At 39.7% G+C, this 25,471-nt stretch carries 30 protein-coding genes; 5 read left to right on the top strand and 25 right to left on the bottom strand.

The window, feature by feature from the left end:
* Positions 1 to 450 precede the first annotated feature (450 nt).
* The gene (locus ACFILH_RS00940) at positions 451 to 774 is read left to right on the top strand and encodes a hypothetical protein (RefSeq protein ID WP_273790865.1); all 324 of its coding nucleotides are present in this window, start codon (positions 451 to 453) and stop codon (positions 772 to 774) included.
* A 1,284-nt stretch (positions 775 to 2,058) separates the two neighbouring features.
* Here ACFILH_RS00940 and ACFILH_RS00935 read toward each other — a convergent pair.
* The 7 genes from ACFILH_RS00935 to ACFILH_RS00905 form a co-directional block, all read right to left on the bottom strand.
* The gene (locus ACFILH_RS00935) at positions 2,059 to 3,222 is read right to left on the bottom strand and encodes a DUF6990 domain-containing protein (protein ID WP_375667245.1); all 1,164 of its coding nucleotides are present in this window, start codon (positions 3,220 to 3,222) and stop codon (positions 2,059 to 2,061) included.
* Positions 3,223 to 3,239: 17 nt separating this feature from the next.
* Complete coding sequence (locus ACFILH_RS00930; RefSeq protein WP_375667244.1) at positions 3,240 to 3,611, bottom strand: hypothetical protein; 372 nt, start codon at positions 3,609 to 3,611, stop codon at positions 3,240 to 3,242.
* A 350-nt stretch (positions 3,612 to 3,961) separates the two neighbouring features.
* Positions 3,962 to 4,087 (bottom strand): hypothetical protein, encoded by a 126-nt coding sequence (locus ACFILH_RS00925; RefSeq protein WP_375631441.1) that lies wholly within the window; start codon positions 4,085 to 4,087, stop codon positions 3,962 to 3,964.
* Positions 4,088 to 4,304: 217 nt separating this feature from the next.
* A complete protein-coding gene (locus ACFILH_RS00920) occupies positions 4,305 to 4,589 on the bottom strand; it encodes a hypothetical protein (protein ID WP_375654340.1) in 285 nt (94 codons plus the stop codon).
* 427 nt (positions 4,590 to 5,016) lie between these two features.
* Positions 5,017 to 5,193 (bottom strand): hypothetical protein, encoded by a 177-nt coding sequence (locus tag ACFILH_RS00915; protein ID WP_375654341.1) that lies wholly within the window; start codon positions 5,191 to 5,193, stop codon positions 5,017 to 5,019.
* Positions 5,194 to 5,256: 63 nt separating this feature from the next.
* Complete coding sequence (locus ACFILH_RS00910) at positions 5,257 to 5,709, bottom strand: hypothetical protein (protein ID WP_375667243.1); 453 nt, start codon at positions 5,707 to 5,709, stop codon at positions 5,257 to 5,259.
* Positions 5,710 to 5,938: 229 nt separating this feature from the next.
* Complete coding sequence (locus tag ACFILH_RS00905) at positions 5,939 to 6,166, bottom strand: hypothetical protein (protein ID WP_375667242.1); 228 nt, start codon at positions 6,164 to 6,166, stop codon at positions 5,939 to 5,941.
* A gap of 1,256 nt (positions 6,167 to 7,422) precedes the next feature.
* Here ACFILH_RS00905 and ACFILH_RS00900 point away from each other — a divergent pair.
* Positions 7,423 to 7,986: an NADPH-dependent FMN reductase gene (locus tag ACFILH_RS00900; protein WP_375667241.1), complete on the top strand. Its 564-nt coding sequence runs from the start codon at positions 7,423 to 7,425 to the stop codon at positions 7,984 to 7,986.
* 18 nt (positions 7,987 to 8,004) lie between these two features.
* Entirely contained in the window at positions 8,005 to 8,520 is a 516-nt protein-coding gene (locus tag ACFILH_RS00895; protein ID WP_375637680.1) for a short-chain dehydrogenase, read from the top strand.
* 640 nt (positions 8,521 to 9,160) lie between these two features.
* Here ACFILH_RS00895 and ACFILH_RS00890 read toward each other — a convergent pair.
* The 18 genes from ACFILH_RS00890 to ACFILH_RS00805 all read right to left on the bottom strand — a co-directional run bounded on the left by ACFILH_RS00890 (position 9,161) and on the right by ACFILH_RS00805 (position 20,611).
* On the bottom strand, positions 9,161 to 9,331 hold the full coding sequence (locus ACFILH_RS00890) for a hypothetical protein (protein WP_375667240.1): 171 nt from the start codon (positions 9,329 to 9,331) through the stop codon (positions 9,161 to 9,163).
* Positions 9,332 to 9,443: 112 nt separating this feature from the next.
* On the bottom strand, positions 9,444 to 9,620 hold the full coding sequence (locus ACFILH_RS00885) for a hypothetical protein (RefSeq protein WP_375667239.1): 177 nt from the start codon (positions 9,618 to 9,620) through the stop codon (positions 9,444 to 9,446).
* A 450-nt stretch (positions 9,621 to 10,070) separates the two neighbouring features.
* Positions 10,071 to 10,646 carry a hypothetical protein gene (locus ACFILH_RS00880; protein WP_375667238.1) on the bottom strand — a complete coding sequence of 192 codons (576 nt, stop codon included), beginning with the start codon at positions 10,644 to 10,646 and terminating at the stop codon, positions 10,071 to 10,073.
* Between the two features lie 10 nt (positions 10,647 to 10,656).
* Entirely contained in the window at positions 10,657 to 11,031 is a 375-nt protein-coding gene (locus ACFILH_RS00875) for a hypothetical protein (protein WP_375627743.1), read from the bottom strand.
* 89 nt (positions 11,032 to 11,120) lie between these two features.
* On the bottom strand, positions 11,121 to 12,272 hold the full coding sequence (locus ACFILH_RS00870) for a DUF6990 domain-containing protein (protein WP_375667237.1): 1,152 nt from the start codon (positions 12,270 to 12,272) through the stop codon (positions 11,121 to 11,123).
* A 13-nt stretch (positions 12,273 to 12,285) separates the two neighbouring features.
* The gene (locus ACFILH_RS00865; RefSeq protein ID WP_375667236.1) at positions 12,286 to 12,651 is read right to left on the bottom strand and encodes a hypothetical protein; all 366 of its coding nucleotides are present in this window, start codon (positions 12,649 to 12,651) and stop codon (positions 12,286 to 12,288) included.
* 229 nt (positions 12,652 to 12,880) lie between these two features.
* Complete coding sequence (locus ACFILH_RS00860) at positions 12,881 to 13,246, bottom strand: hypothetical protein (RefSeq protein WP_375631433.1); 366 nt, start codon at positions 13,244 to 13,246, stop codon at positions 12,881 to 12,883.
* Positions 13,247 to 13,463: 217 nt separating this feature from the next.
* Positions 13,464 to 13,703 carry a hypothetical protein gene (locus ACFILH_RS00855; protein ID WP_375666997.1) on the bottom strand — a complete coding sequence of 80 codons (240 nt, stop codon included), beginning with the start codon at positions 13,701 to 13,703 and terminating at the stop codon, positions 13,464 to 13,466.
* Between the two features lie 289 nt (positions 13,704 to 13,992).
* Positions 13,993 to 14,196, bottom strand: a complete 204-nt coding sequence (locus ACFILH_RS00850) for a hypothetical protein (RefSeq protein WP_375667235.1) — start codon at positions 14,194 to 14,196, stop codon at positions 13,993 to 13,995.
* Between the two features lie 830 nt (positions 14,197 to 15,026).
* Positions 15,027 to 15,401, bottom strand: coding sequence for a hypothetical protein (locus tag ACFILH_RS00845; RefSeq protein ID WP_375667234.1), 375 nt, complete (start codon positions 15,399 to 15,401; stop codon positions 15,027 to 15,029).
* A gap of 199 nt (positions 15,402 to 15,600) precedes the next feature.
* Positions 15,601 to 16,158, bottom strand: a complete 558-nt coding sequence (locus ACFILH_RS00840) for a hypothetical protein (RefSeq protein ID WP_375667233.1) — start codon at positions 16,156 to 16,158, stop codon at positions 15,601 to 15,603.
* Between the two features lie 57 nt (positions 16,159 to 16,215).
* Positions 16,216 to 16,764 carry a hypothetical protein gene (locus ACFILH_RS00835; protein ID WP_375667232.1) on the bottom strand — a complete coding sequence of 183 codons (549 nt, stop codon included), beginning with the start codon at positions 16,762 to 16,764 and terminating at the stop codon, positions 16,216 to 16,218.
* A gap of 8 nt (positions 16,765 to 16,772) precedes the next feature.
* Positions 16,773 to 17,291 carry a hypothetical protein gene (locus ACFILH_RS00830; protein WP_375667231.1) on the bottom strand — a complete coding sequence of 173 codons (519 nt, stop codon included), beginning with the start codon at positions 17,289 to 17,291 and terminating at the stop codon, positions 16,773 to 16,775.
* Between the two features lie 161 nt (positions 17,292 to 17,452).
* The gene (locus tag ACFILH_RS00825) at positions 17,453 to 17,623 is read right to left on the bottom strand and encodes a hypothetical protein (protein ID WP_375667230.1); all 171 of its coding nucleotides are present in this window, start codon (positions 17,621 to 17,623) and stop codon (positions 17,453 to 17,455) included.
* A gap of 771 nt (positions 17,624 to 18,394) precedes the next feature.
* Complete coding sequence (locus tag ACFILH_RS00820; protein ID WP_375667229.1) at positions 18,395 to 18,709, bottom strand: hypothetical protein; 315 nt, start codon at positions 18,707 to 18,709, stop codon at positions 18,395 to 18,397.
* A gap of 211 nt (positions 18,710 to 18,920) precedes the next feature.
* The gene (locus ACFILH_RS00815) at positions 18,921 to 19,478 is read right to left on the bottom strand and encodes a hypothetical protein (protein WP_375630976.1); all 558 of its coding nucleotides are present in this window, start codon (positions 19,476 to 19,478) and stop codon (positions 18,921 to 18,923) included.
* A 48-nt stretch (positions 19,479 to 19,526) separates the two neighbouring features.
* Positions 19,527 to 20,051: a hypothetical protein gene (locus ACFILH_RS00810; RefSeq protein WP_273790895.1), complete on the bottom strand. Its 525-nt coding sequence runs from the start codon at positions 20,049 to 20,051 to the stop codon at positions 19,527 to 19,529.
* A 38-nt stretch (positions 20,052 to 20,089) separates the two neighbouring features.
* Positions 20,090 to 20,611: a hypothetical protein gene (locus tag ACFILH_RS00805; RefSeq protein WP_375665130.1), complete on the bottom strand. Its 522-nt coding sequence runs from the start codon at positions 20,609 to 20,611 to the stop codon at positions 20,090 to 20,092.
* A 1,781-nt stretch (positions 20,612 to 22,392) separates the two neighbouring features.
* Here ACFILH_RS00805 and ACFILH_RS00800 point away from each other — a divergent pair.
* On the top strand, positions 22,393 to 22,959 hold the full coding sequence (locus ACFILH_RS00800; RefSeq protein WP_273790898.1) for a hypothetical protein: 567 nt from the start codon (positions 22,393 to 22,395) through the stop codon (positions 22,957 to 22,959).
* 1,732 nt (positions 22,960 to 24,691) lie between these two features.
* Positions 24,692 to 25,471, top strand: a 780-nt coding sequence (locus ACFILH_RS00795; RefSeq protein ID WP_375667228.1) for a YopJ/AvrA family T3SS effector serine/threonine acetyltransferase, incomplete at its 3' end; no start/stop codon positions are given.

Raw genomic sequence — 25,471 nt, 5'->3', positions numbered from 1 at the left:
TAGCCCTCAAAAAGAGTGCATCCTTCCCCTCAACGGAAACTGCCGAACCCTCATAAGGCAGTATCCAATCCATAAGAGGATTCACTCCGCCTTCAATAGAGTGAATCCTTCCCTTCAAGGGTTTTACTCAATTTTCATCGCATCTCATTTTTATGAACCCTCATTTTTATGAATCCTTGGTCAAAGGCACAAAAGGAAGTTTTCTAGCGACTGCCGTATCACCCATCTTATGGGATTCCACTTGCCTACAGAGCTTTCAAACCTTTTTACGCCTTCATAAAATCGAATCTAAAAGAATTCATTAAGGCAATTAAGGGTAAATTTTGTCAAAATATAGACAAAGTTTATTCTTTTTTGTGATTGTTGTATTTTTACTATAGTTATTTAAATCGAATTTATATATGATACGTATCGATATTTATTTATCGAAATAAATATAGGAGAAAAACTATGAATATCAGATATTTTTTCATAGCGGGGGCTATCACAAGTGGTTTAGCTCTCGCGATTCAAAAATCTGATCGTATAGTCAATAAACAGCCCTCTCCTATTGTTGCACCTTATACTATTGAGAAAACAAATTTACAGTTTGTTAAACAAGTAAGGGACACATCGGATACATTGAATATACTGAGAGTCAGTAATAGAAGCGCATCAGAACAAGCATCAATAAACGATATATACGAGAAAGGAAAAAGTTTATTGAATGCAATAGCTAGTTTTTTAGGATCAATTATTATATATTTCATACAACTTGTTTCTACTAGAGTATAAGCTACAAAAAGTTCTTAAAGTAAAGTTATATACATTTTGTATATATTGTAAAACTTAAATAAAAAGGCCCTTTTTAAATGGGGCCTTTTTTAGTTTAATTTTTCCTTTGTTTTAGTTTAATTTTTATTGTGTTTTTATTTTTATTGGCCAAATATCACAGCCTTCAAAAATGCCATTTTTTGCCTTCCTCTCCCCTCAAATGACAAAGGCTCTAACCCTTAAAGCTCCCCCATAGGCTCTAACCCTTAAAGCTCCCCCCATAGCGCTTTAATCAATGAGAATCAGAAATTCCTTTTATTCTTCTTGTTCTTCCCAAAAGTTCCTCTGTTTCAAGAAAATGACCATGCATCCCCTACATCATCGGATTGGCTTACAGATCTCCATGAAGCAGACTGAAAAACACAAAAATACCATATAAATTTTTGTATCAATATCACCATACTGAAACGTTGTTGCAGCTTAACAAGCGCTGCTTCATTGGCAAGAACTTCTTAAAGACAAAAAACACCTCAAAGGAAAAAGACCCTAACACTGCTCAAAAATGCCATTTTTGCCTTCCTCTCCCCTCAAATGACAAAGGCTCTAACCCTTAAAGCTCCCCCATAGGCTCTAACCCTTAAAGCTCCCCCATAGCGCTTTAATCAATGAGAAGCCGCAATTCCTTTTATTCTTCTTGTTCTTCCCAAAAGTTCCTCTGTTTCAAGAAAATGACCATGCATCCCCTACATCATCGGATTGGCTTACAGATCTCCATGAAGCAGACTGAAAAACACAAAAATACCATATAAATTTTTGTATCAAGATCACCATACTGAAACGTTGTTGCAGCTTAACAAGCGCTGCTTCATTGGCAAGAACAGCTTAAAGACAAAAAACACCTCAAAGGAAAAAGACCCTAACACTGCTCAAAAATGCCATTTTTTGCCTTCCTCTCCCCTCAAATGACAAAGGCTCTAACCCTTAAAGCTCCCCCATAGCGCTTTAGTCAATGGACCTTTCCCTCATAGCGCTTGAATAAGGCACTTGAATAAGCGATAATTTATGAGCATTTTCTAACAAAACAACAGAACAGTCTTAAAGAAGAGAGTAGAATTTATAATTGATTTTTCCCCCTATTCTTGAGGATCAAGCTATTTCCAGTCTATTTTTTAAAATCTTGGCTATTATTCTTGATTTTTCGAGCCCTTTATTTGGCTCTGGTAAGAAAGGTGTGAAAGCGTCTCAATCATGGCGCTTTCACATCTTTTAAATAAGAGTGCTTTCCTTCAACAGGAGAGTACAACACTAATCAATTTTTATATCCATAAATGCAGGTTCACCATCTTTAATATAAGTAATATCAGGAGCATGTTTTACCCCCTCTGCTTCAAACACGAACTGTTCATCACTCACATCAAATCCTTGTTCCCTTAATTCTTGTTTTTTCTCCTCGACTAATTTTTTATGAAAAGCACGTTTTTGATTACACGTATTAGGGGATCTCACTCTGAAAAGCTGATAGTCCATGGCTATAGACCACTTCTCAGCAACCCGTTCCAGTAGATCGTAACTGAACTTTCCTTCCCTTTTCACTTCTTGAGCGATCACCATCGCGCGTTCCAAATGGACTTTTTCAATGGTTTCATCAAAGCCAAGCTTCTCCCCTGCCGTAAAACTTTCGTCATAAGAAGCTAAAGTCTCAACATCGCCAAGTAAGGCAAGAGCAGCAAGATGCAGCAAAGCATAAGGTGCGAGCTCTATGTCATCATCCGGTGCCCAAGATAAAGAGTCTTTTTCCCAAGGGGGAATACCATATTGAGAGCGAAACATTTCATGCAAAGAATCATCTTCCATTGTCCATTTTAAAGTTTTATCGAGTGCTTTCTTTAAAAGCTGGACGCTCACTTTTTCTTCAAAAATTTCCAATCCATTGGGTACAAAATTCATAAATACCGTTGGCACAACCCCAGAATTATGAGGATTAATCGTCTGACAAGCCGCCGCAAAAATACCGCTCATAATTAAAAGTCCGCGATCAAAAGGCGAAAACTCTTCCACTCGTTGCTCGTTATAAAGAAACTGCACTTCGCGATCTGGTAAAAAGAGGGTTGCCAAATAATCTCCCTTTCCCTCGATTTCCACCGACCATCCCAAGCTTTTTAAAAGCCCTGTTGCACTTTCTATCGTGAGAATTTCATCATCATCATCATAATCGGCAGAGAACTCTTTTTCCTTTAGTTGCAAACGCCTCTCCTGCACCACAGCTTCATCTTTCCAAAACTGCTGCGTTGCAAGATCATTTTCTTTAAGCACTCTTTCCAGCTCGCCTTTCACTTGGAAATTCATTTTCATCCGTTTAAAGACAGAGGTATAAAGAGCTAAAATAAGCATGATAATGATCATGCAAATAACAATCATCACCCAGAATCCGGGATCTAATAGAAATACGGCTATAGGATCACTGTTCATTTTTCCCCTCTCAGTCTTTAAAAAAGCCCGTGCGACAGAGAGCTTATGTGCTCTCGCACCGAGATTGCTTCTTCTAGTTTCTGAATATTTTTTCGCAACTCACCCGTCACTTTGGTGCGAAGCCGTAACATAACCGGAATAAAAATAATAACACAAACCGTTATGATGTCCGTTGTTTTAAAGAGAACGGCATGCACAACATATTGCCACCCTGTCAGCTGCCAATTCAATACACCTGGTATTTCTAGAACCATTTTCCACATGATAATGAGAACCGCAATAGCAAAGATAATTTTATAATCCTTTGCTGAGAGCAACACGTGCTGGAGCGAAAAAGAATGCGCTCCTTTATGCGTTTCTTGCTCTGATGCCCAATTTTGCTCCTTCATGTATTCCCCTCTCACTCTTTGAAAAGACCCGTGCGACAGAGAGCTTATTTGCTATCACACAGAGATTGCCTCTTCTCGTTTCTGGATTTTTTTCCAATTTACGCATTATGATGATGCAAAACCCAAATACCACCGGAATAAAGAAAAGTACACAGACCATTATGGTTTGCGTCATAATAAAAATTATAATATTCCTGCTACCTTGCCACCCTCTTACCTTCCTCACATTGCAAACAATAAAGATTTTCAAACCACGCCAATCTGTAAACAATAGTCACAATTCAGCTTTTTCTTCCCAAAAATTCTCCTATTTTCAAGAAAATGACCCTGCAACCCCACTTCAATAGGATTCATTTCAAAGCTTGAATGAACAAGGCTCCTAAAAATACGAAAACAACCCATATACCGCGCGCCCCTACAAGCAAAACCGTTCCTTCCTCACGCCTCAAACGATAAAGTAAGTCCCAAGCACTCACTCTAGGCTCTAAACCCCAAGGGCTCTTATTCCCTTAAATCAATACTAATCCATAATCGGCTTTTCTTTCACTCAATGCCACCCTCAACACTGCTCCTTAGAGCAATGTTTACGGACACCTCATGAAAGAGCACCAAAAAATATCAGAGGCAAAATGGTATAGAGAGCAATCCCTATAAAGGCTGAATCTCTCATAATTTCTTCATTATTTTTCCCTCTCATGACTTCTCAAACGCTGTATCCTGTTCTTGCAAGACGTTTTTCAGTTCTTTTCTTAAACAGCGATACGTTCTCACCTGCTTAAAGACACCATAATAAAGTTCTAAAATCATCATGGGAATACAAGCAACCACCAATGTCACGCACATAAGCACGAAAACAAATATCATGACAAGAATATCGTCCATTTTCCAGTTCACACTTTCTTTATATCGATCCTTTTGATCGGTTATTTTACCCCGTTGCTGATCTATTCCTTTCAATTTCCGAATATTTTTTACCAACAAAAACCACAATATGATGTAGAGTATCAACATAACTGGGAATAAGACCAAAACACACACTATAATAACTTTCCAAAACGCATACAGAGAGAGAAAAAGAGGTGTATCCCACCACCCTGTCCGTTCCCCATTGCTACCCAAGGATAGGAGAAAGAAAATCTTGTTCCACAGCTCAAGAGAAAAAATGCTGTACTCTTTGCTATCCAAGGATGAGAGAGAGAGAATCCTGTTCCATAGCTCAAGAAAGAAAATCCTGTTCCATAGCTCAATAATGAGAGAGAGAAAACAAATGACAACATGCTCTCGCACAGAAAAAATACTTTTTTCGAAAAAATGGCGCAGTCCATTATAAAATGCTGAATTTTTCCCCTTCATTGCTCTTCCTTTTTTTATGAAAAACGCATTTCTTTATCTCATGCCCGCTCTTTTAAGAACCACGAAAAGTGCGATGCATGGCGCTTCCCTTGTTTTCAACAAAAACCCCCAACTTTCTAAAAGCGCGGTTGCTCTTCCCAATGATTAAGAGCATCCTCCTCATTACAAACGAAAATAGGCTATCCTCTTTGCCAGATGATTTTCCAACCATCCCCTCTTCTTGTGTCACGAGAGCTTCTAAACATTGCCTCTTACCCCTCACGATAGCTACAAAAGCGCCTTGTCACTCTCTTTATCTTACGCGTTTTAATGCCCGTCTCACTTTACGATACGTTCTCACCTGCTTGAAAACAAAATAGTAAAATTCTAAAATGAGCATGACAACACCCGCAGGAAAAAAGACGTTTAGCAGAAATATCAACCAAAAGTATACGATAAAAAAACAGCTTATTTTTTCTCTATTGTTTTTTACTGGATTATTTTGTTGATCGATTGTGTGACCCCGTTGCTGGATAGCCTCTTCTAACTGCTGAATCTTTTTTTTCAACAAATACGTTAAGATGAGATAAAGCACCAATAAAACAGGCATCAAGGCAACAACAACCACCATGATAACTTCACGCAGCACAAAAAGCGCCAAAAGAGTGCTATCCTGCGATACACTCAACGGCCACTTGGCTTCTAATGGGATCAAAAGAGCTTTATAACCTATCCCAATAAGGATAGAAATAAGACAAATAATCATATGATCTTTATAAGAACGAAATGATTTTCCAAAAAAAAGAGAGCACCGTTTGTTATAAAATGTGGAATTTTCCCCCTTCATTTGCTCTTCCCTTTTATGCAACTGTTTGTCCCTAACTTTATAAGGACACGCATAATCTCTCAAAGCACAATTGCATCCATTATCGTCAAACAGAACACCCCAGAAAATACTCGTATTGCATATTCATGTTGCCAATACTTTTGCCAATTCACGTGCTTGTTTTAGAGAAATCTCTCAACACTTCCAAACCAACGCGCATCACCCCCATTTCATGAACAGCCCCCATGAAGGGGATAACAATAGCGCCTCCATGAATATATCCCCTTACTATAAACTCTATCACCACCATTGTTTCAATAAAAAATGTAATCCGGCACCATTCATATACGCCCCCTGCGGCCTCTACAATAGCCTTACCCTCCCTTGTAATACGCATAATCTCTCAAAGCACCATTGCATCCATTATCGTCAAACAGAACACCCCAGAAAACACTCGTATTGCATATTCATGTTGCCAATACTTTTGCCAATTCACGTGCTTGTTTTAAAGAAACATCTCTCAACACTTGCAAACCACCGCGCATCACCCCCATTTCATGAACATCCCCCATGAAAGGGATAACAATAGCGCTCCCATGAATATATCCCCCTTACTATAAACTCTATCACCACCATTGTTTCAATAAAAAATGTAATCCGGCGCCATTCATATACGCCCCCTGCGGCCTCTACAATAGCCTTACCCTCCCTTGTAATACGCATAATCTCTCAAAGCACCATTGCGTCCATTGTCGTCAAACAGAATACCCAAAGAACACTCGTATCGCCTATTTATGTTGCCAATACTTTTGCCAATTCACGTGCTTGTTTTAAAGAAATCTCTCAACACTTCCAAACCAACGCGCGTACACCCCATTTCATGAACATCCCCCATGAAGGGGATAACAATAGCGCCCCCATGAATATATCCCCCTTACTATAAACTCTATCACCCCTATTGTTTCAATAAAAAATGTAATCCGGCGCCATTCATATACGCCCCCTGCGGCCTCTACAATAGCCTTACCCTCCCTTGCAACAAGCTACGCCATAACTCGTTCCTCAACACGGACAACCCCATTAGCCTAAGGCTCCCTGCGACAACCCCACCCCTGCCCAAAAAACAGCCCTATCTAGCTTCTACGATAGCCTTTATCCCTTGAAAAGACAGAAGCATTTTTATTCTTTTCTCAATTGTTTTCGGACCCCCCACTTAAGACATGAAAAAAGGAACTTCCATTGATTTGCAAATGATCGCGCAATAAGAGCATTTGAAATGAGAAAATCTTACAACTTTCTTATTCCAATTAAAAAGGATCAATGATCATTCAAAATATGACGATACATTCCATTTTTCATTGGGGATCTTGCAAGCCAATAGCTTAGAATATATTCATAAAAGCGCTTCTAAGACAGAGAGACAGCCGCAATTCTTGAGATCAAGCATTTTAATATCAATGAAAGCACTAACATTCCCTTGCAAGTTTGAGGTGTTGTTTTGTCAACAATCTTGTTAGCATGGATTGATTCTATAACTATGCGATATCAGCACAATTGCTCTTTATAAACAGCATTGATACGCGCCATTTTACTCACACTTCTTTATAAGCCTTGCGTTATAGGCTTGTGGGGAAAAGATAAAGGAGAATCCTGTTGAATATAGCAATTATTTTGGGGTCTGTGCGTCAACCTTCCTTAACAAGAACTTTAGCCAATTATTTAGCGGATTGCCTCATAAAGCGGGGTGCATCACTTCAGTGGGTTGATTTGCGTGAACAGCCCTTGCCGATGACAGATCCCGATTATCATCAGCAGGTAGAGGCTAATCCAAGTGCTGCGGTCCGTGAGTTTGTAAAAACTATTGCAGCGGCTGATGGCGTTATTCTAGCAAGCCCCGTTTATCAAGGGTCTTATTCGGGTGTTTTAAAAAATGCTCTTGATAATTTGAGCTATAATGCCTTTTTAAATAAACCTGTTGGGCTTATCTCTCATGGGAGTACGGCCAAAAAATGCGCACAACCGTGTGAGCATTTAGTTCCGGTGGTACACACGCTTTATGGTTATACACTCCAATGTCAAATCGCCTCTTCCAACGAAGATTTTTCCTCAGATGATGAAGGTCGTACTTGGAAAGTTATAAGTGAAGAGGTACAAACACGTTGTGAAAGACTTGCTGATGAAATGTACACATTTTTAAAGCAAAGAGGTGGGATTTAAAGTAATAAGGGAGGGGGCATGAAAAAAAAGGATGCGCACTATCGTTATTTAGTGGTAGGGGGTACAGGGATGCTTGCCCCTTTGTATCAATCACTAAAGCCGCAAGAAGTGATTATTGCTGCACGCTTTCTTTCCCATAAAGTCCAGCTTGAGGCATTGCACAACAAACAGTTGTGTGTGTCGTTGGATTATGATTGTGCGGCATCAAAGGCGCAATTTTTAGAAGCTGTGAAGCAATGGCATGATCTAAAATATTGCATATTATGGATTCATTCGCCCGCCTATGCATTTTCTTGCGCATTAATTGAGCAGTTGGCTCTTTTGCCTAAACCGCCATGTATTCTTCATATTTTTGGTTCCAACATGCATGATCAAATGATCCTCGAGTGCGCGCGCAAAAACAAGGTTGATTTTATCCCCATTCAATTAGGACAAAAAACAACGCCCAAAGGTTTACGATGGCTGACCCATAAGGAGATAAGCCAACAGGTACTGGATGCCATAAAAAACCATATGAATAAACAAAACTTATGATCAATACCTCTGCTTTGCAAAGAAGCAGTGCCCCTTCAATCTCTATCCATACCCGAACACCCTCTTGAATAGCCCATACTCTCCTTACATCATAGGCTTTGAGAACGAACAATCCCCCTCCCTTACGCCTCTAAACAGCATGCCTATATCAACAGCTCCAAAACCAAACGTTTTTCTAACCCTTCTCACACGGGCTTATCCCCCTCTCACAACCATCACAGCTCTTGAGCAACCACACACCCTATTACAGTTTCACGTTTTTACGATTTTGCAAATTCACAGAAAACTAGCAAACTTCCGATAAACCGCCCCATTAAAGCCTATACAAGCCTATTACAAACCTATCACCAGCCTATTCATTGCCATCAACCCTTTTCCCCCAACGCCCTCCATTCCCCCAATTCCCCATTACTCCATTCCAATTTTGACGCATTTCACAATCCAACTATCCTCCATTGGCACCTTTTCTCCCCAACCGCCCCACAACCCTCACAGCCCTTGAGCAACCACACACCGTTTTACAGTTTCACGTTTTTACGATTTTGCAAATTCACAGAAAACAAGCAAACTGCCGATAAACCGCCCCATTAAAGCCTATCATCAGCCTATTACAAACCTATCACCAGCCTATTCATTGCCATCAACCCTTTTCCCCCAACGCCCCCATTCCCCCATTCCCCCAACGCTCCCCATTCCCCCAACGCTCCCCATTCCAATTTTGACGCATTTCACAATCCAACCATCCTCCATTGGCACCCTCTTTACCCCATATCCTCCCCACAACCGTCACGGCTCTTGAGCAACCACACACCCTTTTACAGTTCCACGTTTTTACGATTTTGCAAATTCACAGAAAACAAGCAAACTGCCGATAAACCGCCCCATTAAAGCCTATACAAGCCTATTACAAACCTACCATCAGCCTATTCATTGCCATCAACCCTTTTCCCCCAACGCCCTCCATTACCCCATTCCCCCAATTCCCCATTCCCCCATTTCAATTTTGACGCATTGCACAATCCAACCTTTACGCCTCCATTGGCACCCTCTTTACCCCATATCCGCCCCACAACCATCACGGCTCTTGAGCAACCACACACCCTATTACAGTTTCACGTTTTTACGATTTTGCAAATTCACAGAAAACAAGCAAACTTCCGATAAACCGCCCCATTAAAGCCTATACAAGCCTATTACAAACCTATCATCAGCCTATTCATTGCCAACAGCCCTTTCCCCCCAACGCCCTCCATTCCCCCAGAGATCAGCGTAAAATGAGAAAAACAATCGATGCCCTCCTCCCAAGCCGTGAAGCAATGGCATGATCTAAAACTTATGCCTCCCCCATGACACGAGCACTACATGCGCTTTTTCAGCGCTGCGTTTAATTGTTTGGTAACCTTGTAATACGAGATCAAACGCTTGATAAAAGAAATATACAGTGCCACAATGGGTATTGTTAAGAAAAAATCAAAAAAACCCCCCAGCAGAATGATCAAAATCACCGTCCAAAATGCCGCTATTTCGTAATGCATTTTATCCCCTTCCCTTTATAAATTGATTGATTGGGTTGCTTCAGTCACTTCTTCCAACTGCTGAATCTTCTTTTTCAACCGATGAGTTAAAATTTCACGAAGGATCACAACAACAGGGATCGTTGCAAAAATACATACCGATAAAAAAAACCAGAAAAGCAAGAGAATGGCAAAATATTCAAATCTGCTCTCATCTACCTTAGCAGCTATCCCTTTAGAGAAAATCACATAGACATAAGCTTTGAAAAACATAATGATGAAAGAGAGGCATGCGTGGAGGATATAATCTTTGCGTGAAAAAGCGAGCCATTTTTTTAACGAATAGAAACTTATCTGTGTTTCTAGTGCTAAGTTTTGCGGCACTCTCTCTTTTTCTTTTCCGCTTTTTTCAAAGAAACAAAAATGCTGCGGCTGTTCTTTCATCAAACGTCTTTGTTTTTTCACTCTGTAATAGAGCCTCAAACGCTTTATTAAAGAATAATAAGGCGCCACAATAATCATATTCACAAAAATGGCAAAAACTGTAACTGCATTTAGAAGAAAATATCCAACCGGCAGAAACAAAATAAAAAACGCGATCTCACCCCTCATGCATATAACCTCATTGATTAATCTCTTGCTGCTTTATTTTTTCTTTTAGTTTTTTCTTTATTTTTTCCAATTTACGCTCTTTAAAACGACAAATGCCCCACAAAATAGGAAGGGGTGTGAGAAGACAAAACCATATCAACACTGGTAAGAGAAAAATAAGAGAACCAATTCCTTCCCATCTTGTCCATTGCAACGGCTGTACCAGAGACTTTGCACCCGCAGGAACTTCTAAAGCCATCATGATAAGGCATGTACAAAACATGATAAAAAAGCGGTGCCCTATTATTTTACACCGTCCCACCCCTTTACGCCTTTCCACTGAAGACACCATAAATTTTCTAAATGAAAAGAAAGACTCTTCAAATGTTGCTTTTTTCTCCTGCATTGTTCCCCTCTGCTTTTACGCTTCGCGCTTTTTACGCTCTATTTTTAGGTTTAAGCTCTTTTTAATTTATCTAAACGCTTTATTTTTTCTCAATAATTTTTTTCCTCAACCCTAATTTCTACATCCATATATTCTAACTCCCCATCCTTTATGTAAAGAATATGAGGACGATAGTTTTTTCCATCAACCTCACAAATCGCGTCCTTTTCGTAAACAAAATATCCCTGTTGCCTTAATTCTTCTCTTTTTTCCTCGATCAAATTTTCATAAGAATCTCTTCTTCTATTGCACAAATTGGGATCTGTAGCTCTAAAATATTCATAGCTCTCTACCTCCATGGAAAAATCCTTTGCCGCCTGTTGAAGCAAATCGTAACTGGGTTGCTTTGTCTTTTCTACCGCTTGAGCGATCACCATTGCGCGTTCCAGATGCTCTTCTTCGATGCTTGCCTCAAAGCCCAGCTTCTCACCTTCCATAAAGCTTTTGTGATAAGAGTGTAAAGTTTCAACATCGCCCATCAAAGCCAGAGCTGCAAGATAACGCAGGGAATAAGAAGCCAACCGAGGGACCACAGTTTTGTTTTCCCAAGGCAGGATTCTATATTGAGAGTGAAGCATCTTGCCAAGATCAACCTCAGTCATTGCCTTTTCTAAAGCTTTCTCGAGTGCACGACGTAAACATCCAACGCTTACCTTTTCTTCAAAAATTTCCACCCCCTTCACATCAAAACTCAATTCAAGAGCAATCAAGCCTCCAGAATTATAAGGGTCTATCGTTTGGCAAGCCGCCGCATGGATACCAGAAACCACCGCAATTGCACAATCAAATCGCGGATACCCCTTCTCAGCATTATAAAGAAACTGCACTTCACGATCTGGTAAATAATAGGTGGCCAAATGATCCCCTTTTCCCTCAATTTCCACCTTCCACCCCAAACTCTTTAAAAGCGCCGTTGCACTTTCCATCGTTAAGATTTCCTCATCAGAAAGAGAAAACTCTTTTTCCTCAGATAACGGCTTAATCATCGGCGTTGCTCCACTAGACGGCTCAAAAGCGACAGGTTGTTCAAGCACGCGGCTTAATTCTTTTGTCACTTGGCAATACAGTCTCACCCGCTTGAAAGTAGAGTAATACAATGCCCAAATAAACATCACGACCACAGCAGAAAGCAGCGTGAAAAGCGTCAAGCCCACACCCCACGAGAGTACAACAACAATATCCATCATTTTAATATCTATCATTTTCCCCGCCCCTTCATGCGCTGTTTTGTTGAGAAGCGGTTTTTCTCCGCTTCCAGATTGCTTGCTCCAACATATCGATCTTTTCTTTCAACAGAACCGTGAAAATGATACGAACCACAAAGGCAACAGGGATGAACAAAAAAATAAACCATGATATAAGCTGCATGATTAACAAGAGAGCTGCCACGACATCCCTTTCCCACTCCGCCAACTTCCACCCAAGCAAAATTGGTACGAAGCGAAGAGCCATTCTTAAAGCTGCCACAATGAAAGCAATACAAAAGATGACTTTATAATTTTTGCGTGTCAGAAACGCTTCTTCAAGCGCAAAAGACCGTAATTCCTCATCCAATGGTGAATTTTTTCCATTGCCCCTCATTTTTTATCCCTCATTTGTTTCAATTTTCAAGCCATTTTCATGAACCGAAGCTTTCGTCCTCACAATGAATGAGGGTTCATCAATATCAAGCGCTTGTATCCCTCATCTTTTATAAAGACAATATCAAGGGTGCATTTTTTTTTCATCACCTTCAAACATCGCACGAATAGAAACTCTCCTACAACGCATGAGAATATATAAAGACCAGTATTCATTTTCTGCCCTCCCTTCATGCGTTGTTTTGTTGAGAAGCGGTTTTTCTCCGCTGCCAGATTTCTTGATCCAACATATCGATCTTTTTTTTCAACAAACGCGTAAAGATGATACGGACCACAAAGGCAACAGGAATGAGTACAAAAATTAAATCTAATATAACCTGCACGATGCAAAAGAGAACTGTTATAACATCCCCTTCCCACCCCGCCAACTTCCACTCAAGCCACATGAGTAAGAAGAGAAGAGCCGTTCTTAAAGCTGCCACAATGAAAGCAATGCAAAAGATGACTTTATAATTTTTGCTTGTTAAAAACGCTTCTTCAAGCGCAAAAGACCGTAATTCCTCATCCAATGATGAATTTTTTCCATTGCCCCTCATTTTTTATCCCTCATTTGTTTCAATTTTCAAGCCATTTTCATGAACCGAAGCTTTCGTCCTCACAATGAATGAGGGTTCATCAATATCAAGCGTTTGTATCCCTCATCTTTTATAAAGACAATATCAGGGGTGCATTTTTTTCATCAACTTCAAACATCATGTTTTTATTCCCCACAATATATCCTCTGCTGTCTTAAGGCTTCTCTTTTCTCCTCGATCAAATTTTCATAAAAATATCTTCTTCTATTGCACAAATTTGGGTCTCTGACTCTAAAATTCTAAGTGCTCTTTTTATTTTCAGGAAGATAAGCTGCTTTCCAAAGAAGAAGCAAACGAGTGCAAGAAAATCGTAACGAAGTTGCTTTGTCTTTATGACGATTTGAATCATCAACAACAAAACCGGCCCAAATTGATTTTTTCGATATTTTTTTTCAAAGCCCAAACTTTCATCTTCCATAAAGCTTTTATGAGAAAGCTGCCAAATGTTAACATCAGCCCTCAATACCAAAGCCCCAAGGGTGTGCAAGTAAAGAAGAGTCCACTTGAGAGATAGAACAATTTCCTTTCCCCAAGGTGGTGCCCCCATATTGAAAGCCCAAACACGCGGCCAAGATAAACCTCAGTCCCAGATCAACCTCAGTCATCGCCTTATCTCAAGCTTCCTCAAGCACACGACGTAAACGCCCTACGCTTACCTTTTCCTCAAAAATTTTCAATCTCTTTTCCTTAAAACCCACCCCTTTGCCTCAATGCCTCGTTGTCAATCTGGCACCCCCCCAAAATGATAAAGCCCCAAAATGATAAGGATTAATTATTTGGCAAGCCACCGCATGTATACCAGCGTCTCTCACAATTCCATAACCAAATTGCACAAAACCTTTTTCATCCAGAGAGAGAGAAACTGTCCTTAGCGGTCTCGTAAATAAATAGATATCTCTCTTTTCTTTCAATTTCCCCCCTCCACCCCAAGCTCTTTAAAAGCACTGTTGCCCTTTCCATAGAGCAAAACGTCTTGATCAAAAACTTAAGCTTTTGGCGCGTCTTCTCTATGCGTCTTGCCTCTCCACCTGCAAGAAAATGGGCTTTTCTTCCCCAAACACCAGAATATATTTTGCTTTAAGTATCGATTTTTCTCTCTCAATATCGCTTGGTAAGACAGATTTTTATGCTTGATAAAAGAAAATAAGTTACAAGATTTTCACTCTTTAAGAAAACACCAACAGCAAGTAAAGTCCAAGAGCAGCCCCTCTTCACTTTCCCCTTAAAAGCTCACAAGAATCCCCACTCAAGCAAGAATCCCCACTCAAACAAAAGTACCACTCAAGCAAGAGCACCTCTCAAGCAAAAGCACCAATTCTTTAAAAAACACGACACAAATATAAAAAAGCATAAACCGAGAAGTACACCCATGCACCTTAATGAACAAGTCAAAAGCAAGGCTCAACAAAAGCCTCTCTTCACTTTTTCCCCTCGCTCATTTTTCTCTCGCTCACTTTCCCTCTCTCACTTTCCCTCTCTCACTTTCCCTCTCTCACTTTCCCCTCGCTCACTTTCCCCTCGCTCACTTTCCCTTCGCTCACTTTCCCCTCGCTCATTTTTCTCTCGCTCACTTTCCCTCGCTCACTTTCCCTCGCTCACTTTCCCCTCGCTCACTTCCCCTCGCTCACTTTCCCCTCGCTCACTTTCCCTCGCTCACTTTCCCCTCGCTCACTTCCCCTCGCTCACTTTCCCTCGCTCATTTTCCCTTCGCTCACTTTTCCCTCGCTCACTTTCCCCTCGCTCACTTTCCCTCGCTCATTTTCCCTTCGCTCACTTTTCCCTCGCTCACTTTCCCCTCGCTCACTTTCCCCTCGCTCACATCGTATAATATGACGGGAGCTCCTTTCTGCTCAACCTCTTCTTCTAATTGCCGTATCATTTTGTTCAACTGACGGGTCACGATAAAACGCATAATAAAAACAATCGGTAAGAATAAAAAAACACAGGCAAGCATCCATGCCAGTGGCTCGAATACGACAAGAGAAACAAAGTCCTGCCCTCTCCATATTTTAACGACAACAGTTATAACTATTGGAGCAGTCGCCATGACCGTAGAAAGATAGAATATTTTTTTATAGTCTTGCCAAACAAGAGAAAGCTGTTTTTTATCAAACATTCTGCTGCTTTTTTATTTTTGGGAGATCTGTTTTAAGGCAATATCGCGTTCATTCAACACGCATTTCAGTTCCTTTTTCACGCGACAATAAAGCCGCGCACGCTTGATAAACAGGTAATAAATGACAACGATTGGCACCCATATTAAAACACTTAAGAGCGTAAAGAACAGGAAAGAAATGGCTATTAATGTTATAAGACTACTCGTCATTTTGTCCCCCTTCCACATTCTGCATACGCATTGCCTGATCGCGTTGTTGTATCGCTTCTTCCAATTGTGGAAGTATTTTGTTCAATTTTCTCGTTAACTTTATGCACATGATCCCAATGATCGGAAAAAAGAGAAGAACCCCTAACCATATAAGGCTCAACAGCTGCATGATAAAGGCAACATTATCATTTTTCCACCATACAAAATTTGCGATAGAGAAAGCAGATTGCAAAACAGAAAAGAGAATAAGGATAAAAAAGATTATTTTACATTCTTTTGAATAAAAAGGCAGAGATTCTTTGAAGTTAAGAAAGCGCATTTTCGCATCAAGGGTCTTATGGGCGAGATTGTGTCTTTTCATTTCTCCCAGATCATTGCGCAATTGTTGTATGGCTTGCTTTTGTTGCGTCGTACTCTTTTTCAAGCCTTGAGCGAGTTTAAAAGATAACCTGATATGCTTGATCAACAAGTAAGGAAGCCTAACAATGACCATAACCATTAAAATGGCAATGACGATGCCCCCTAAAAAAGCTAAATGTTGCATCATAATGCTCCCTTTTTTTCCCTATCGTATTGATGTGAAATCATCATTTTTATTCTCTTCTCAAGCAAATGTTTCTAATTCCTTTACTGTTTCTTGCACGCCATACTGAAGGAAACTATGGAGAATTAAAATGACAGGTAAAGAAACAACAATACATGCCCAGACCCAAAACAGCAGTTTCATGACAAAATCAATAATGTGAAGCACTATAGGCGCGTAATTGTGCAAAAAAACCGCAGATTTTGGAAGAAAAGCTGAAAAAACGACAATACCTGTGCAAAGTGCAACCATAACGAAGGCGATAGAAAAGATCATAAAATAATCTTTTTTTGAGAGAAGCAAAGATTCTTGAAAAGAAAAGGCACGCAACTGTGTTGTAAGAACTGTATTCTGTCCTCTCCCTCCTGCCTGATAATGCCTCAAATTCTGCGCTGTACCCTTTTTTAATTTTCGCTGCGTCGCCAATAACAAGATTGTCCGTTTTATCAACGAATAATAAAGTGCAACGATTGTCACCATGGTAGAAAGGAATACCATAAAAATTGCAGAACAAATAAAAATTGCCGTCCCTACGGCAATCAACATTCCAATGATTAAAGAAGCGGTCACTTTTCCCCCTATTGTCTTCTGTTAAGAGATTGGTTGTCTAGCTGTTGCTGCTCTGGCAAGGTTTCCCATTGTAGCATCATTTCCTTCACATCCCGTTTAAATACGGCGTTAAAGACAAAAAAGAGCGGAAACAACCCAAAAAGACCGCCAAAAATTATTTGCGGTAAGAGACATAAAAAAGCCCAAACACTATTCCACCCCGCATCAAGAACATGCTGAATTATAGGATTTTGGAAAGGGTGTTTAAGACTTTCCTGAAGTCTTTCCTGAAGACTTTCTTGTTTCATTTGTCCCAGTGCTTGGAGCTGTTCCTTGGATATAACGTGAAAAAATTCCAAAGGGCTCATATAGGCAGACGCGGAAAAAAGCACCAACAAGAGGATAGCCAAACAACAAATGATGATATAATCGCTTGTTGAAAGCATCATCCATTTTTTGAAAGTTGCCGATTGATCCAACACTGACTGTGATACAAAAGCCTTATCTCCCTTATGGGCAAATTGGTGTTGTGATTTATCTTCGATCATACGGATACTCCCCCACTTCTAAAATTCCCACTCTTCAATATTTGATAGCACGCCACCAGCGCGGTAAATTCGCTTAGCACCCTTCTCAGAGTAATGCAAGCACTATAAATCCCCTCTACGTATTTTATTCATTTGCCCTATACGCGCTTATACATGCGCGCTTACAAGCCAAAACACCCCTTTTTCCAAGGTGGTGCCCCCATATTGAAAGCCAAGCACGCGGCCAAGATCACCCTCAGTCCCAGATCAACCTCAGTCATCGCCTCATCTAAAGCTTCCTCAAGCACACGACGTAAACGCCCTACGCTTACCTTTTCCTCAAAAATTTTCAATCTCTTTTCCTTAAAATCCACCCCTTTGCCTCAATGCCTCGTTGTCAATCTGGCCCCCCCCCAAAATGATAAAGCCTCAAAATGATAAGGATTAATTATTTGGCAAGCCGCCGCATGTATACCAGCGTCTCTCACAATTCCATAACCAAATTGCACAAAACCTTTTTCATCCAGAGAGAGAGAAACTGTCCTTAGCGGTCTCGTAAATAAATAACGGTCTCGTAAATAAATAGATGTCCCTCTTTTCTTTCAATTTCCCCCCTCCACCCCAAGCTCTTTAAAAGCACTGTTGCCCTTTCCATAGAGCAAAACGTCTTGATCAAAAACTTAAGCTTTTGGCGCGTCTTCTCTATGCGTCTTGCCTCTCCACCTGCAAGAAAATGGGCTCTTCTTCCCCAAACACCAGAATATCTTTTGCTTTAAGTATAGATTTTTCGCTCTCAATATCGCTTGGTAAGACAGATTTTTATGCTTGATAAAAGAAAATAAGTTACAAGATTTTCTCTCTTTAAGAGAACAGAAACAGCAAGTAAAGTCCAAGAGCAGCCCCTCTTCACTTTCCCCTTAAAAGCTCACAAGAATCCCACTCAAGCAAGAGCACCTCTCAAGCAAAAGCACCAATTCTTTAAAAAACACGACACAAATATAAAAAAGCATAAAACGAGAAGTACACCCATGCACCTTAATGAACAAGTCAAAAGCAAGGCTCAACAAAAGCCTCTCTTCACTTTTTCCCCTCGCTCATTTTTCCCTCGCTCACTTTCCCCTCGCTCACTTTCCCTCATTCACATCGTATAATATGACGGGAGCTCCTTTCTGCTCAACCTCTTCTTCTAATTGCCGTATCATCTTGTTCAACTGACGTGTCACGATAAAACGCATAATAAAAACAATCGGTAAGAATAAAAAAACACAGGCAAGCATCCATGCTAGTGGCTCGAATACGACAAGAGAAACAAAGTCCTGCCCTCTCCATATCTTAACGACAACAGTTATAACTATTGGAGCAGTCACTATAACCGTAGAAAGATAGCATATTTTTTTATAGTCTTGCCAAACAAGAGAAAGCTGTTTTTTATCAAACATTCTGCTGCTTTTTTATTTTTGGGAGATCTGTTTTAAGGCAATATCGCGTTCATTCAGCACGCATTTCAGTTCCTTTTTCACGCGACAATAAAGCCTCGCACGCTTGATAAACAAGTAACAAATTGTCCAAACTGGCACCCACAATAAAATATTTACGATCATATATAACAGGAAAGAAATGGCTATTAATGTTATAAGACTACCCGTCATTTTATCCTCCACGCCCATTCTGCATACGAATTGCCTGATCGCGTTGTTTTATTGCTTCTTCCAATTGTGGAAGTATTTTGTTCAATTTTCTTGTTAACTTTATGCACATCACCCAAATGATCGGAAAAAAGAGAAGAAATCCAATCCATAGAGAAGCGTTCAACAGTGACATGATCCCGCTGATCATATCACTCTTCCACCATACCAAATTTGCGATAGAGCAAGCAGCCCGCAAAACAGAAAAGAGGACAAAGATAAAAAAGATTATTTTACATTCTTTTGAAGAAAGAGGCAGAGATTCTTTGAAGTTAAGAAAGCGCATTTTCGCATCAAGGGTCTTATGCACAAGATTGTGTCTTTTCATTTCTCCCTGATCATTGCGCAATTGTTGTATGGCTTGTTTTTGTTGCATCGTACTCTTTTTCAAGTCTTGAGCGATTTTAAAAGATAACCTCATATGCTTGATCAACAGGTAAGGAAGCCTGACCATAACTATAGCCATTAAAATGGCAATGATGGTGATCCCTAAAACAGCCAAACATTTTATAACAATAGTCATTTTTCCCCCCTATCGCATTGATATGAAATCATCATTTTTATCCTCTGCTCAAACAAATGTTTCTAACCTCTTCATTGTTTTTTCCACGCCATACTGAAGGAAACTATGGAGAATTAAAATGACAGGTAAAAAAACAATAATCCATAGCCAGAACCACAACAGCAGCTGCATGACAAACATGCCAACCGTAAACAATAGAACCATATAACCGTGTAAAACAATCGCAGATTTTATAAGAAAAGAAAAAAAAGCTATCAAACCTGTAAGAGACACAATCACAATGAAGGCTAGAAAAAAGATGATAAAATAATCTTTTCTTGAAAGTTCCAAAGATTCTTTAAAAGAAAGGGGGCTTAATTCTATTGCACAAACTGTATTCTGTCCTTTCCCTCCTGCCTGATTATGCCCCAAATTCTGCGCTGCACCCTTTTTTAATTTGCGCCGCATCCAAAACAACAATATTGTCCGTTTTATCAACGAATAATAAAGTGCAAAGATTGTCATGACGGTAGAAAACAGTATCATGATCTCCCCGAGAAACATGAAAGCACCCAACCCTCCTGTGATCAACATTCCAAAACTCCTTACAAAAGAATTAGCCTCTCGTTTCCCTATTGTGTTCTGTTGAGAGATTGGTTGTCTAGCTGTTGCTGCTCTGGCAATGTATCCCACAGCTTCATCATTTCCTTGACATCCCGTTTAGAGATGGCGTTAAAGACAAAAAAGAATGGAAAGAACAGCACAAGACAAAACCAAATCATTTGCGGTAAGAAACATAAACAAGCCCAAACACCATTCCATCCTACGTTACGCAAAAACAAGACAGCAGGATTATTTTCAAAAGGCTGTTTCAAAATCTCCTTAGTCATTTTTCGAAGATCTCCTTGTTCCATTTTCTCCAGTGCTTGAAGCTGTTCTTTAGATATAATGTGAAAAAACTCCAAAGGGCTCATATAGACAGTCGCGGCAAAAAGCACCAACAAGGGGATAGCCCAACACAAAATGATGACGTAATCTCTTCTTGAGAGAGCCGTCCATTTTTTAAAAACTGCAGACTGATTCACCCCTGGCTGTGATGCAAAAGCCGTATTTTCCTCATGGATAGATTGGTGTTGTGATTTATCTTCGATCATATGGATATTTTCTCACTTCTAAAATGCCCATTCACTCTTTGAAAACATGCAACCAGAAAAACCGATTTATCGAGCACTCTTTTCACCATGAAACCCGTGCTATAGGACTTTTTAAGTCTATTTTTTTAAATTCCCTATACGCGACAACATACAATCTCTCAGGCTTACAAGCACAAACGCTATTGTGTCTCCTTATCTATGACCCACACCTTAAAAGACAATGTTTCACAAAACTCAACAAGCAAAAATATTCAATCTAAAAAATATATGATGTGTAAAATTTTACTAATAACATACTGATTTATAACAATTTATTATTTAGCACCTTAAATGAGAACCCTAAATAGCATAGGATTGTCTTATTCCAAACCTGTTCCATATTGGGCCAATCCAAACCATGTCTCTTGCGCGTTACAAGCAGAAAGAGCCATATAGAGTAAAATATTAAGAAAGGATGATAAATGCCTCTAAGGAAGCGTCTCAAATGCCAAGGGCTGTCGCAACAATGAGAGCTGGCAAAATGTGTGATGCTATGGACTTTCTTCTTCACAAGCGTAAAAATGGAAGTGTGCAATAGATTTTATATTATTCAAACTTTATATGGATTTCATTGGGGGACTTTATCGTTATACCCTTCATGAGCACCCTTGCGAAATGGTCAAAAGAGAGCCCTAAGACATGGCTCTTTAAAAAGCAACACAACACAAAGTCGAACAAGCAACCGATTATCCAGTATGAAAAGCGCGCGACAAACAACCTTAATCCTCATTTGAAAGCTTCTTAATTAAAAAGGCTTCATTAAAGATGAAATATCTCACAGCCCCCACATTTATACAGCCCCTACATTCATCAAGGCATCTCCCATAAAAGCATCTTTTTATAAAGGCATTTTCTTCTTATAAAAACAGCTTCTTTCGATAATGCATCCTTTCCTTTAAACGACATCCCCTCGTCTTATGATGAGATCCATTAAAACGGAAAATTTTATACTCTATAAAGGATACTTATAAAGGAAATACCAAACCAAATAGCGAGATCATTCACAGTTTATTTTAAGCCGATAAACGATATTTTATTTGAAAACATAGAGCATCTTATGCTATTATAATAGGATACGGAGGTTTGCTTTTTGCCGCTCTCTGCCACTCAAAAGAAGACAACATATCTCCTATAAAGGATAAAAATATGCTTAACAGCGTGATGTATATCAAATATCTTGGGAAAGCGCCCACCAACAAAAAAATAAGAGAACCCAAATAACAAGCTCCCAACTTAAGAAAACAATGACTTTTCAAAGGTGGAATTGAAAAGTTTCCACAAAGCGCTCGTGAAAAAAGAGACAAATAATCCCATTAGAAAAAACTTCCTATTAGAAAAGACGATGACATGCCCTTAAAATCCATTCTTATTTTTTCATTCACATTTGACAAAAATTTTCCTTCAATCTCTCAAGAACAGTTAAAAAATATTTAAAAAGCAAATAATTCGCTATCCATGAAAAAATAAGCATGATAGGGGCGGAAGATAAAACTGATAGGGATAAGATAAAAAAGATGATTTTTTCGCCCCACACCGTTGCTTTTCTTTGTGCTTAAAGACGCCTTTAGTATCGTTTGTTTTTTGATCTGCAACGGCTGATATTTCCCAGTATTTGCTCACTCCCCCCCCCAGTATTTTCCTCCTTTTAAGTATTTGCTCCCCCCAATATTTGCGCCAAGTGCTTTTTACATCACTGTCCCCCATCAACAGACAGTTTCTTTTTCATTCAAATGGTTAAGTTCATGAAAATACGTAAAAAACGCGGTAGACCGAAAATAACAGGAAAGCGAGAGCCCAAAGGACGTATTTCACGTGCCCAAAGCTCCAGCGAATCTGCGCTTCAATCTGCGATTGAAATGCGTGCAAAACACTTTGGTTTAAGCCTCGAAGAAGCGAAAAATCCGCTTGTTGGGACCTATATTGGGCGTCTTTGTTTGCTTGGCTATAAAGAGGCTTCATCAGGCATCAGTAAAGAACAATATGACACGGCACAACAATACTTGCAAATTAGAAACGACTATTTATGTGCAAAAGGTTTACCAAACGGCTATTACGATGGTTTTACACACAGCGCATCAGATGAGAAAGCAAAAAAGCAATGGGTCCAAAGAGCAACGGAACACTATGAAGATATGCAAGAAGCGATTAAAGAAGCACAATATCTACATCGTCAACACAACTTTCATGCGGCATTACACTATCTTGTTATAGAAGATCAACCGCTGCCTAATCTTGTTGGTTCGTTGCGTATTATTCTTGATGCCCTTTATAAACATTTTGACAGTTCTACCCCAAAGAGCCTTTGCTAAAACACCCATTGTTTCTTCTCCTTCACACAGGATAAAGATTCTCCCCCTCCTTTTATAACATGCCTCTTTATAACCAGCTCCTTTATAAAGTCCCCTTTTGGCAGGGTGCACTTGAGATCCACTGAGCTTGCCCTTTCATAGAATTTCATAGAATTAACAAGCTTAAAGCGCACAACAAACAAGCTTTAAAATATCCACCACGCCCTTTAAAAAAATACTTCAACCTGTCAAAGAAACTTAACCTTAATCTACCCATGGCCTCACTTAACCATGCCTCAAAGGACAATAATTCACGACATATTCACGGCATGGGCAGGATAAATATTTTGCCCCTCTTTAAAACAGCAACATTCTCCCCTCTACCCCCATTGTAACAAACCACCCTCATCATAAACTTCGCCCAATATCGCGACATCCTTAGCTTTTAAGACAATTCATTATCGTCATTTTACGTCTTTTCTTGTACAATTCTATATGGCTTTCCTGATCTTATGACGGACAAAAGCTATGGCTTTTATTTCAGCATAATCTGGGTTTCTCATTCAAGATAAATAACGATAAAATATCCACTATAAATCAATAGCTTATCATTAAAACAACCCGTTGATCTTTGACAAAATTAAAAGCATCATCCCTTAAAGGAAAGAAAAAGCCCCTACCAACAATCTTCTCCCTCATCAACAACTGCACCGATAACCCTCCACCCATCACACCACCGCTAATACGACAGCCAGCACAACCCCAATCGCCCCCACAAATCGCCAACACCTAAAGCTTTGCCCCGCAACACCATCCAACCACCGCCTTCCCAATTTCATCAATAAAATACCACGGATTTCAAAACCACAATTCTCCCTTCATCTTGTCCACGCCTTTCTCAAAGGAGAAAAAGCGTTTACTCAATAAATCTTTATACAGAAACCTTTAGAGACCCCAACAGCCACTCGAAGAGCCATCACGCCTCTAACCACCCACGGAACACCCCACCTCGTCATCCCCCACGGAACACCCCCTGCGCAACACCTAAAGCTTTGCCCCGCAACACCTTCCAATCACCGCCTTCCCAATTTCATCAATAAAATACCACGGATTTCAAAACCACAATTCTCCTTTCATCTTGTCCACGCCTTTCTCAAAGGAGAAAATGTTTTTTGCCACATCAAAAACTTTTCCATTAAAACAAGATATTTTGCTGCATAGCTAATGAATGAGCTTTTTTCTGTAGATTTTTTTCCACGATAAAAAAGGAAAAATAATCGTTTTGCGGTTGACAGAATATGAAAAATCGTATTTAATGACAGGTGCGGTAAGGGGTTTTCTGCGTCCAGATTTCATCATAAAATTTTCGCATTATTATAGACTGTTATAAACAGTGTGTTTCGCGACAATGTTTAAAACTTTACGGTTTGAAGGTATCTTTCGTCTTTTTCTGACTGTTTTCTTTTGCATCACCCAATTTGCATCACCAACAGCCCCATAATTTTGAGATTTTCAAAACAAGTCGTATTCACTAAGGGCTCCCAACAGAACGCCCTAATAATCCCCCCATAAAATACCAATATCATACATCACAGCAATAATGAGCAATACACGCATAAAAATATGAAAACGGCATCATTATGCTCTCATCGCCTCACCTTTCAAGATGCAAAGGCTTTTTTTCAAAACATTGTTTAGCCAGAATTGAAGAAGATAATACCACCTATCGATCATCAGCATGGAGGCTAAGATTATGAAGCCACAAGATTCTCCCCCACCTCATTCCTCACAAACACCAGAAGGCGCAAGCGCACCTGAAGGGGCGCATGCAAATGCATCATTAGACACTCTTGCTGCACATTTAGAACGGCTTAACATCGAAAAAATAAAAAACACTCCTTTCAACCGTGCCGAGTTAAAAGATATTGTTGCTGGTTTAGAACAACATAATGCCGATGGCAGTTGGATCAAAAATTATTATGATATTTTAGATCTTTACATGATGCCAGCCTTGGTAGATCAAGCAAATCGTAAATATCCAGAGATGAATCTTAAACTTGCAATGACACCTGACGACTTTGCACTCTCACTAAAAGAAACGCTCGAAAAGGGCATAAAATCTTCTAGACTGATTGTTAACGCAAAAGATAGGGGAATTCATTTTGCTGTCATTGATCATCAAACCATAGGGGACAAGACATCTCTGATATTTTTAGAACCTACCTCACTGCGTGACACACTCCCCGCCTTACTGGCATTAAGAACGCGACAATCCATTGAACATCACCAATTGCCTAACATTCATTTTGCCATGGCAGAAATGAATATTCAACGCAGTTCCTCTGAATGTGGGATGTTCAGCTTAAGCCTTGCTAAAAAGCTTTATCTCGAAGCTCAAAAATTAGAAAGACTACACAAAGATAATATTAAGGGTGTGTTATGTGAACCAGACACGCCTTTACCTGCTGAAAAATTAGATCCATATCTTCCAGCTCGTTTATACAAACACGTGCAAGGCAGAAGACGTCTTAGG

The sequence above is a fragment of the Bartonella sp. CL435QHHD genome, from assembly GCF_042195095.1.
Lineage (GTDB): Bacteria > Pseudomonadota > Alphaproteobacteria > Rhizobiales > Rhizobiaceae > Bartonella.
Note: the sequence above shows the minus strand (reverse complement) of the source record. Positions and strands in the feature narration are given on the sequence as shown.

What these genes read in the sequence shown, in the direction of transcription:
- ACFILH_RS00940 (WP_273790865.1), top strand. Translation starts at nt 451, where the DNA reads ATGAATATCAGATATTTTTTCATAGCGGGGGCTATCACAAGTGGTTTA.
- ACFILH_RS00935 (WP_375667245.1), bottom strand. Translation starts at nt 3,222, where the DNA reads ATGAACAGTGATCCTATAGCCGTATTTCTATTAGATCCCGGATTCTGG.
- ACFILH_RS00930 (WP_375667244.1), bottom strand. Translation starts at nt 3,611, where the DNA reads ATGAAGGAGCAAAATTGGGCATCAGAGCAAGAAACGCATAAAGGAGCG.
- ACFILH_RS00910 (WP_375667243.1), bottom strand. Translation starts at nt 5,709, where the DNA reads ATGATTATTTGTCTTATTTCTATCCTTATTGGGATAGGTTATAAAGCT.
- ACFILH_RS00905 (WP_375667242.1), bottom strand. Translation starts at nt 6,166, where the DNA reads ATGCGTATTACAAGGGAGGGTAAGGCTATTGTAGAGGCCGCAGGGGGC.
- ACFILH_RS00895 (WP_375637680.1), top strand. Translation starts at nt 8,005, where the DNA reads ATGAAAAAAAAGGATGCGCACTATCGTTATTTAGTGGTAGGGGGTACA.
- ACFILH_RS00880 (WP_375667238.1), bottom strand. Translation starts at nt 10,646, where the DNA reads ATGAGGGGTGAGATCGCGTTTTTTATTTTGTTTCTGCCGGTTGGATAT.
- ACFILH_RS00875 (WP_375627743.1), bottom strand. Translation starts at nt 11,031, where the DNA reads ATGCAGGAGAAAAAAGCAACATTTGAAGAGTCTTTCTTTTCATTTAGA.
- ACFILH_RS00870 (WP_375667237.1), bottom strand. Translation starts at nt 12,272, where the DNA reads ATGATAGATATTAAAATGATGGATATTGTTGTTGTACTCTCGTGGGGT.
- ACFILH_RS00865 (WP_375667236.1), bottom strand. Translation starts at nt 12,651, where the DNA reads ATGAGGGGCAATGGAAAAAATTCACCATTGGATGAGGAATTACGGTCT.
- ACFILH_RS00860 (WP_375631433.1), bottom strand. Translation starts at nt 13,246, where the DNA reads ATGAGGGGCAATGGAAAAAATTCATCATTGGATGAGGAATTACGGTCT.
- ACFILH_RS00855 (WP_375666997.1), bottom strand. Translation starts at nt 13,703, where the DNA reads ATGGAAGATGAAAGTTTGGGCTTTGAAAAAAAATATCGAAAAAATCAA.
- ACFILH_RS00845 (WP_375667234.1), bottom strand. Translation starts at nt 15,401, where the DNA reads ATGTTTGATAAAAAACAGCTTTCTCTTGTTTGGCAAGACTATAAAAAA.
- ACFILH_RS00840 (WP_375667233.1), bottom strand. Translation starts at nt 16,158, where the DNA reads ATGATGCAACATTTAGCTTTTTTAGGGGGCATCGTCATTGCCATTTTA.
- ACFILH_RS00830 (WP_375667231.1), bottom strand. Translation starts at nt 17,291, where the DNA reads ATGATCGAAGATAAATCACAACACCAATTTGCCCATAAGGGAGATAAG.
- ACFILH_RS00820 (WP_375667229.1), bottom strand. Translation starts at nt 18,709, where the DNA reads ATGTTTGATAAAAAACAGCTTTCTCTTGTTTGGCAAGACTATAAAAAA.
- ACFILH_RS00815 (WP_375630976.1), bottom strand. Translation starts at nt 19,478, where the DNA reads ATGACTATTGTTATAAAATGTTTGGCTGTTTTAGGGATCACCATCATT.
- ACFILH_RS00810 (WP_273790895.1), bottom strand. Translation starts at nt 20,051, where the DNA reads ATGTTGATCACAGGAGGGTTGGGTGCTTTCATGTTTCTCGGGGAGATC.
- ACFILH_RS00805 (WP_375665130.1), bottom strand. Translation starts at nt 20,611, where the DNA reads ATGATCGAAGATAAATCACAACACCAATCTATCCATGAGGAAAATACG.
- ACFILH_RS00800 (WP_273790898.1), top strand. Translation starts at nt 22,393, where the DNA reads ATGAAAATACGTAAAAAACGCGGTAGACCGAAAATAACAGGAAAGCGA.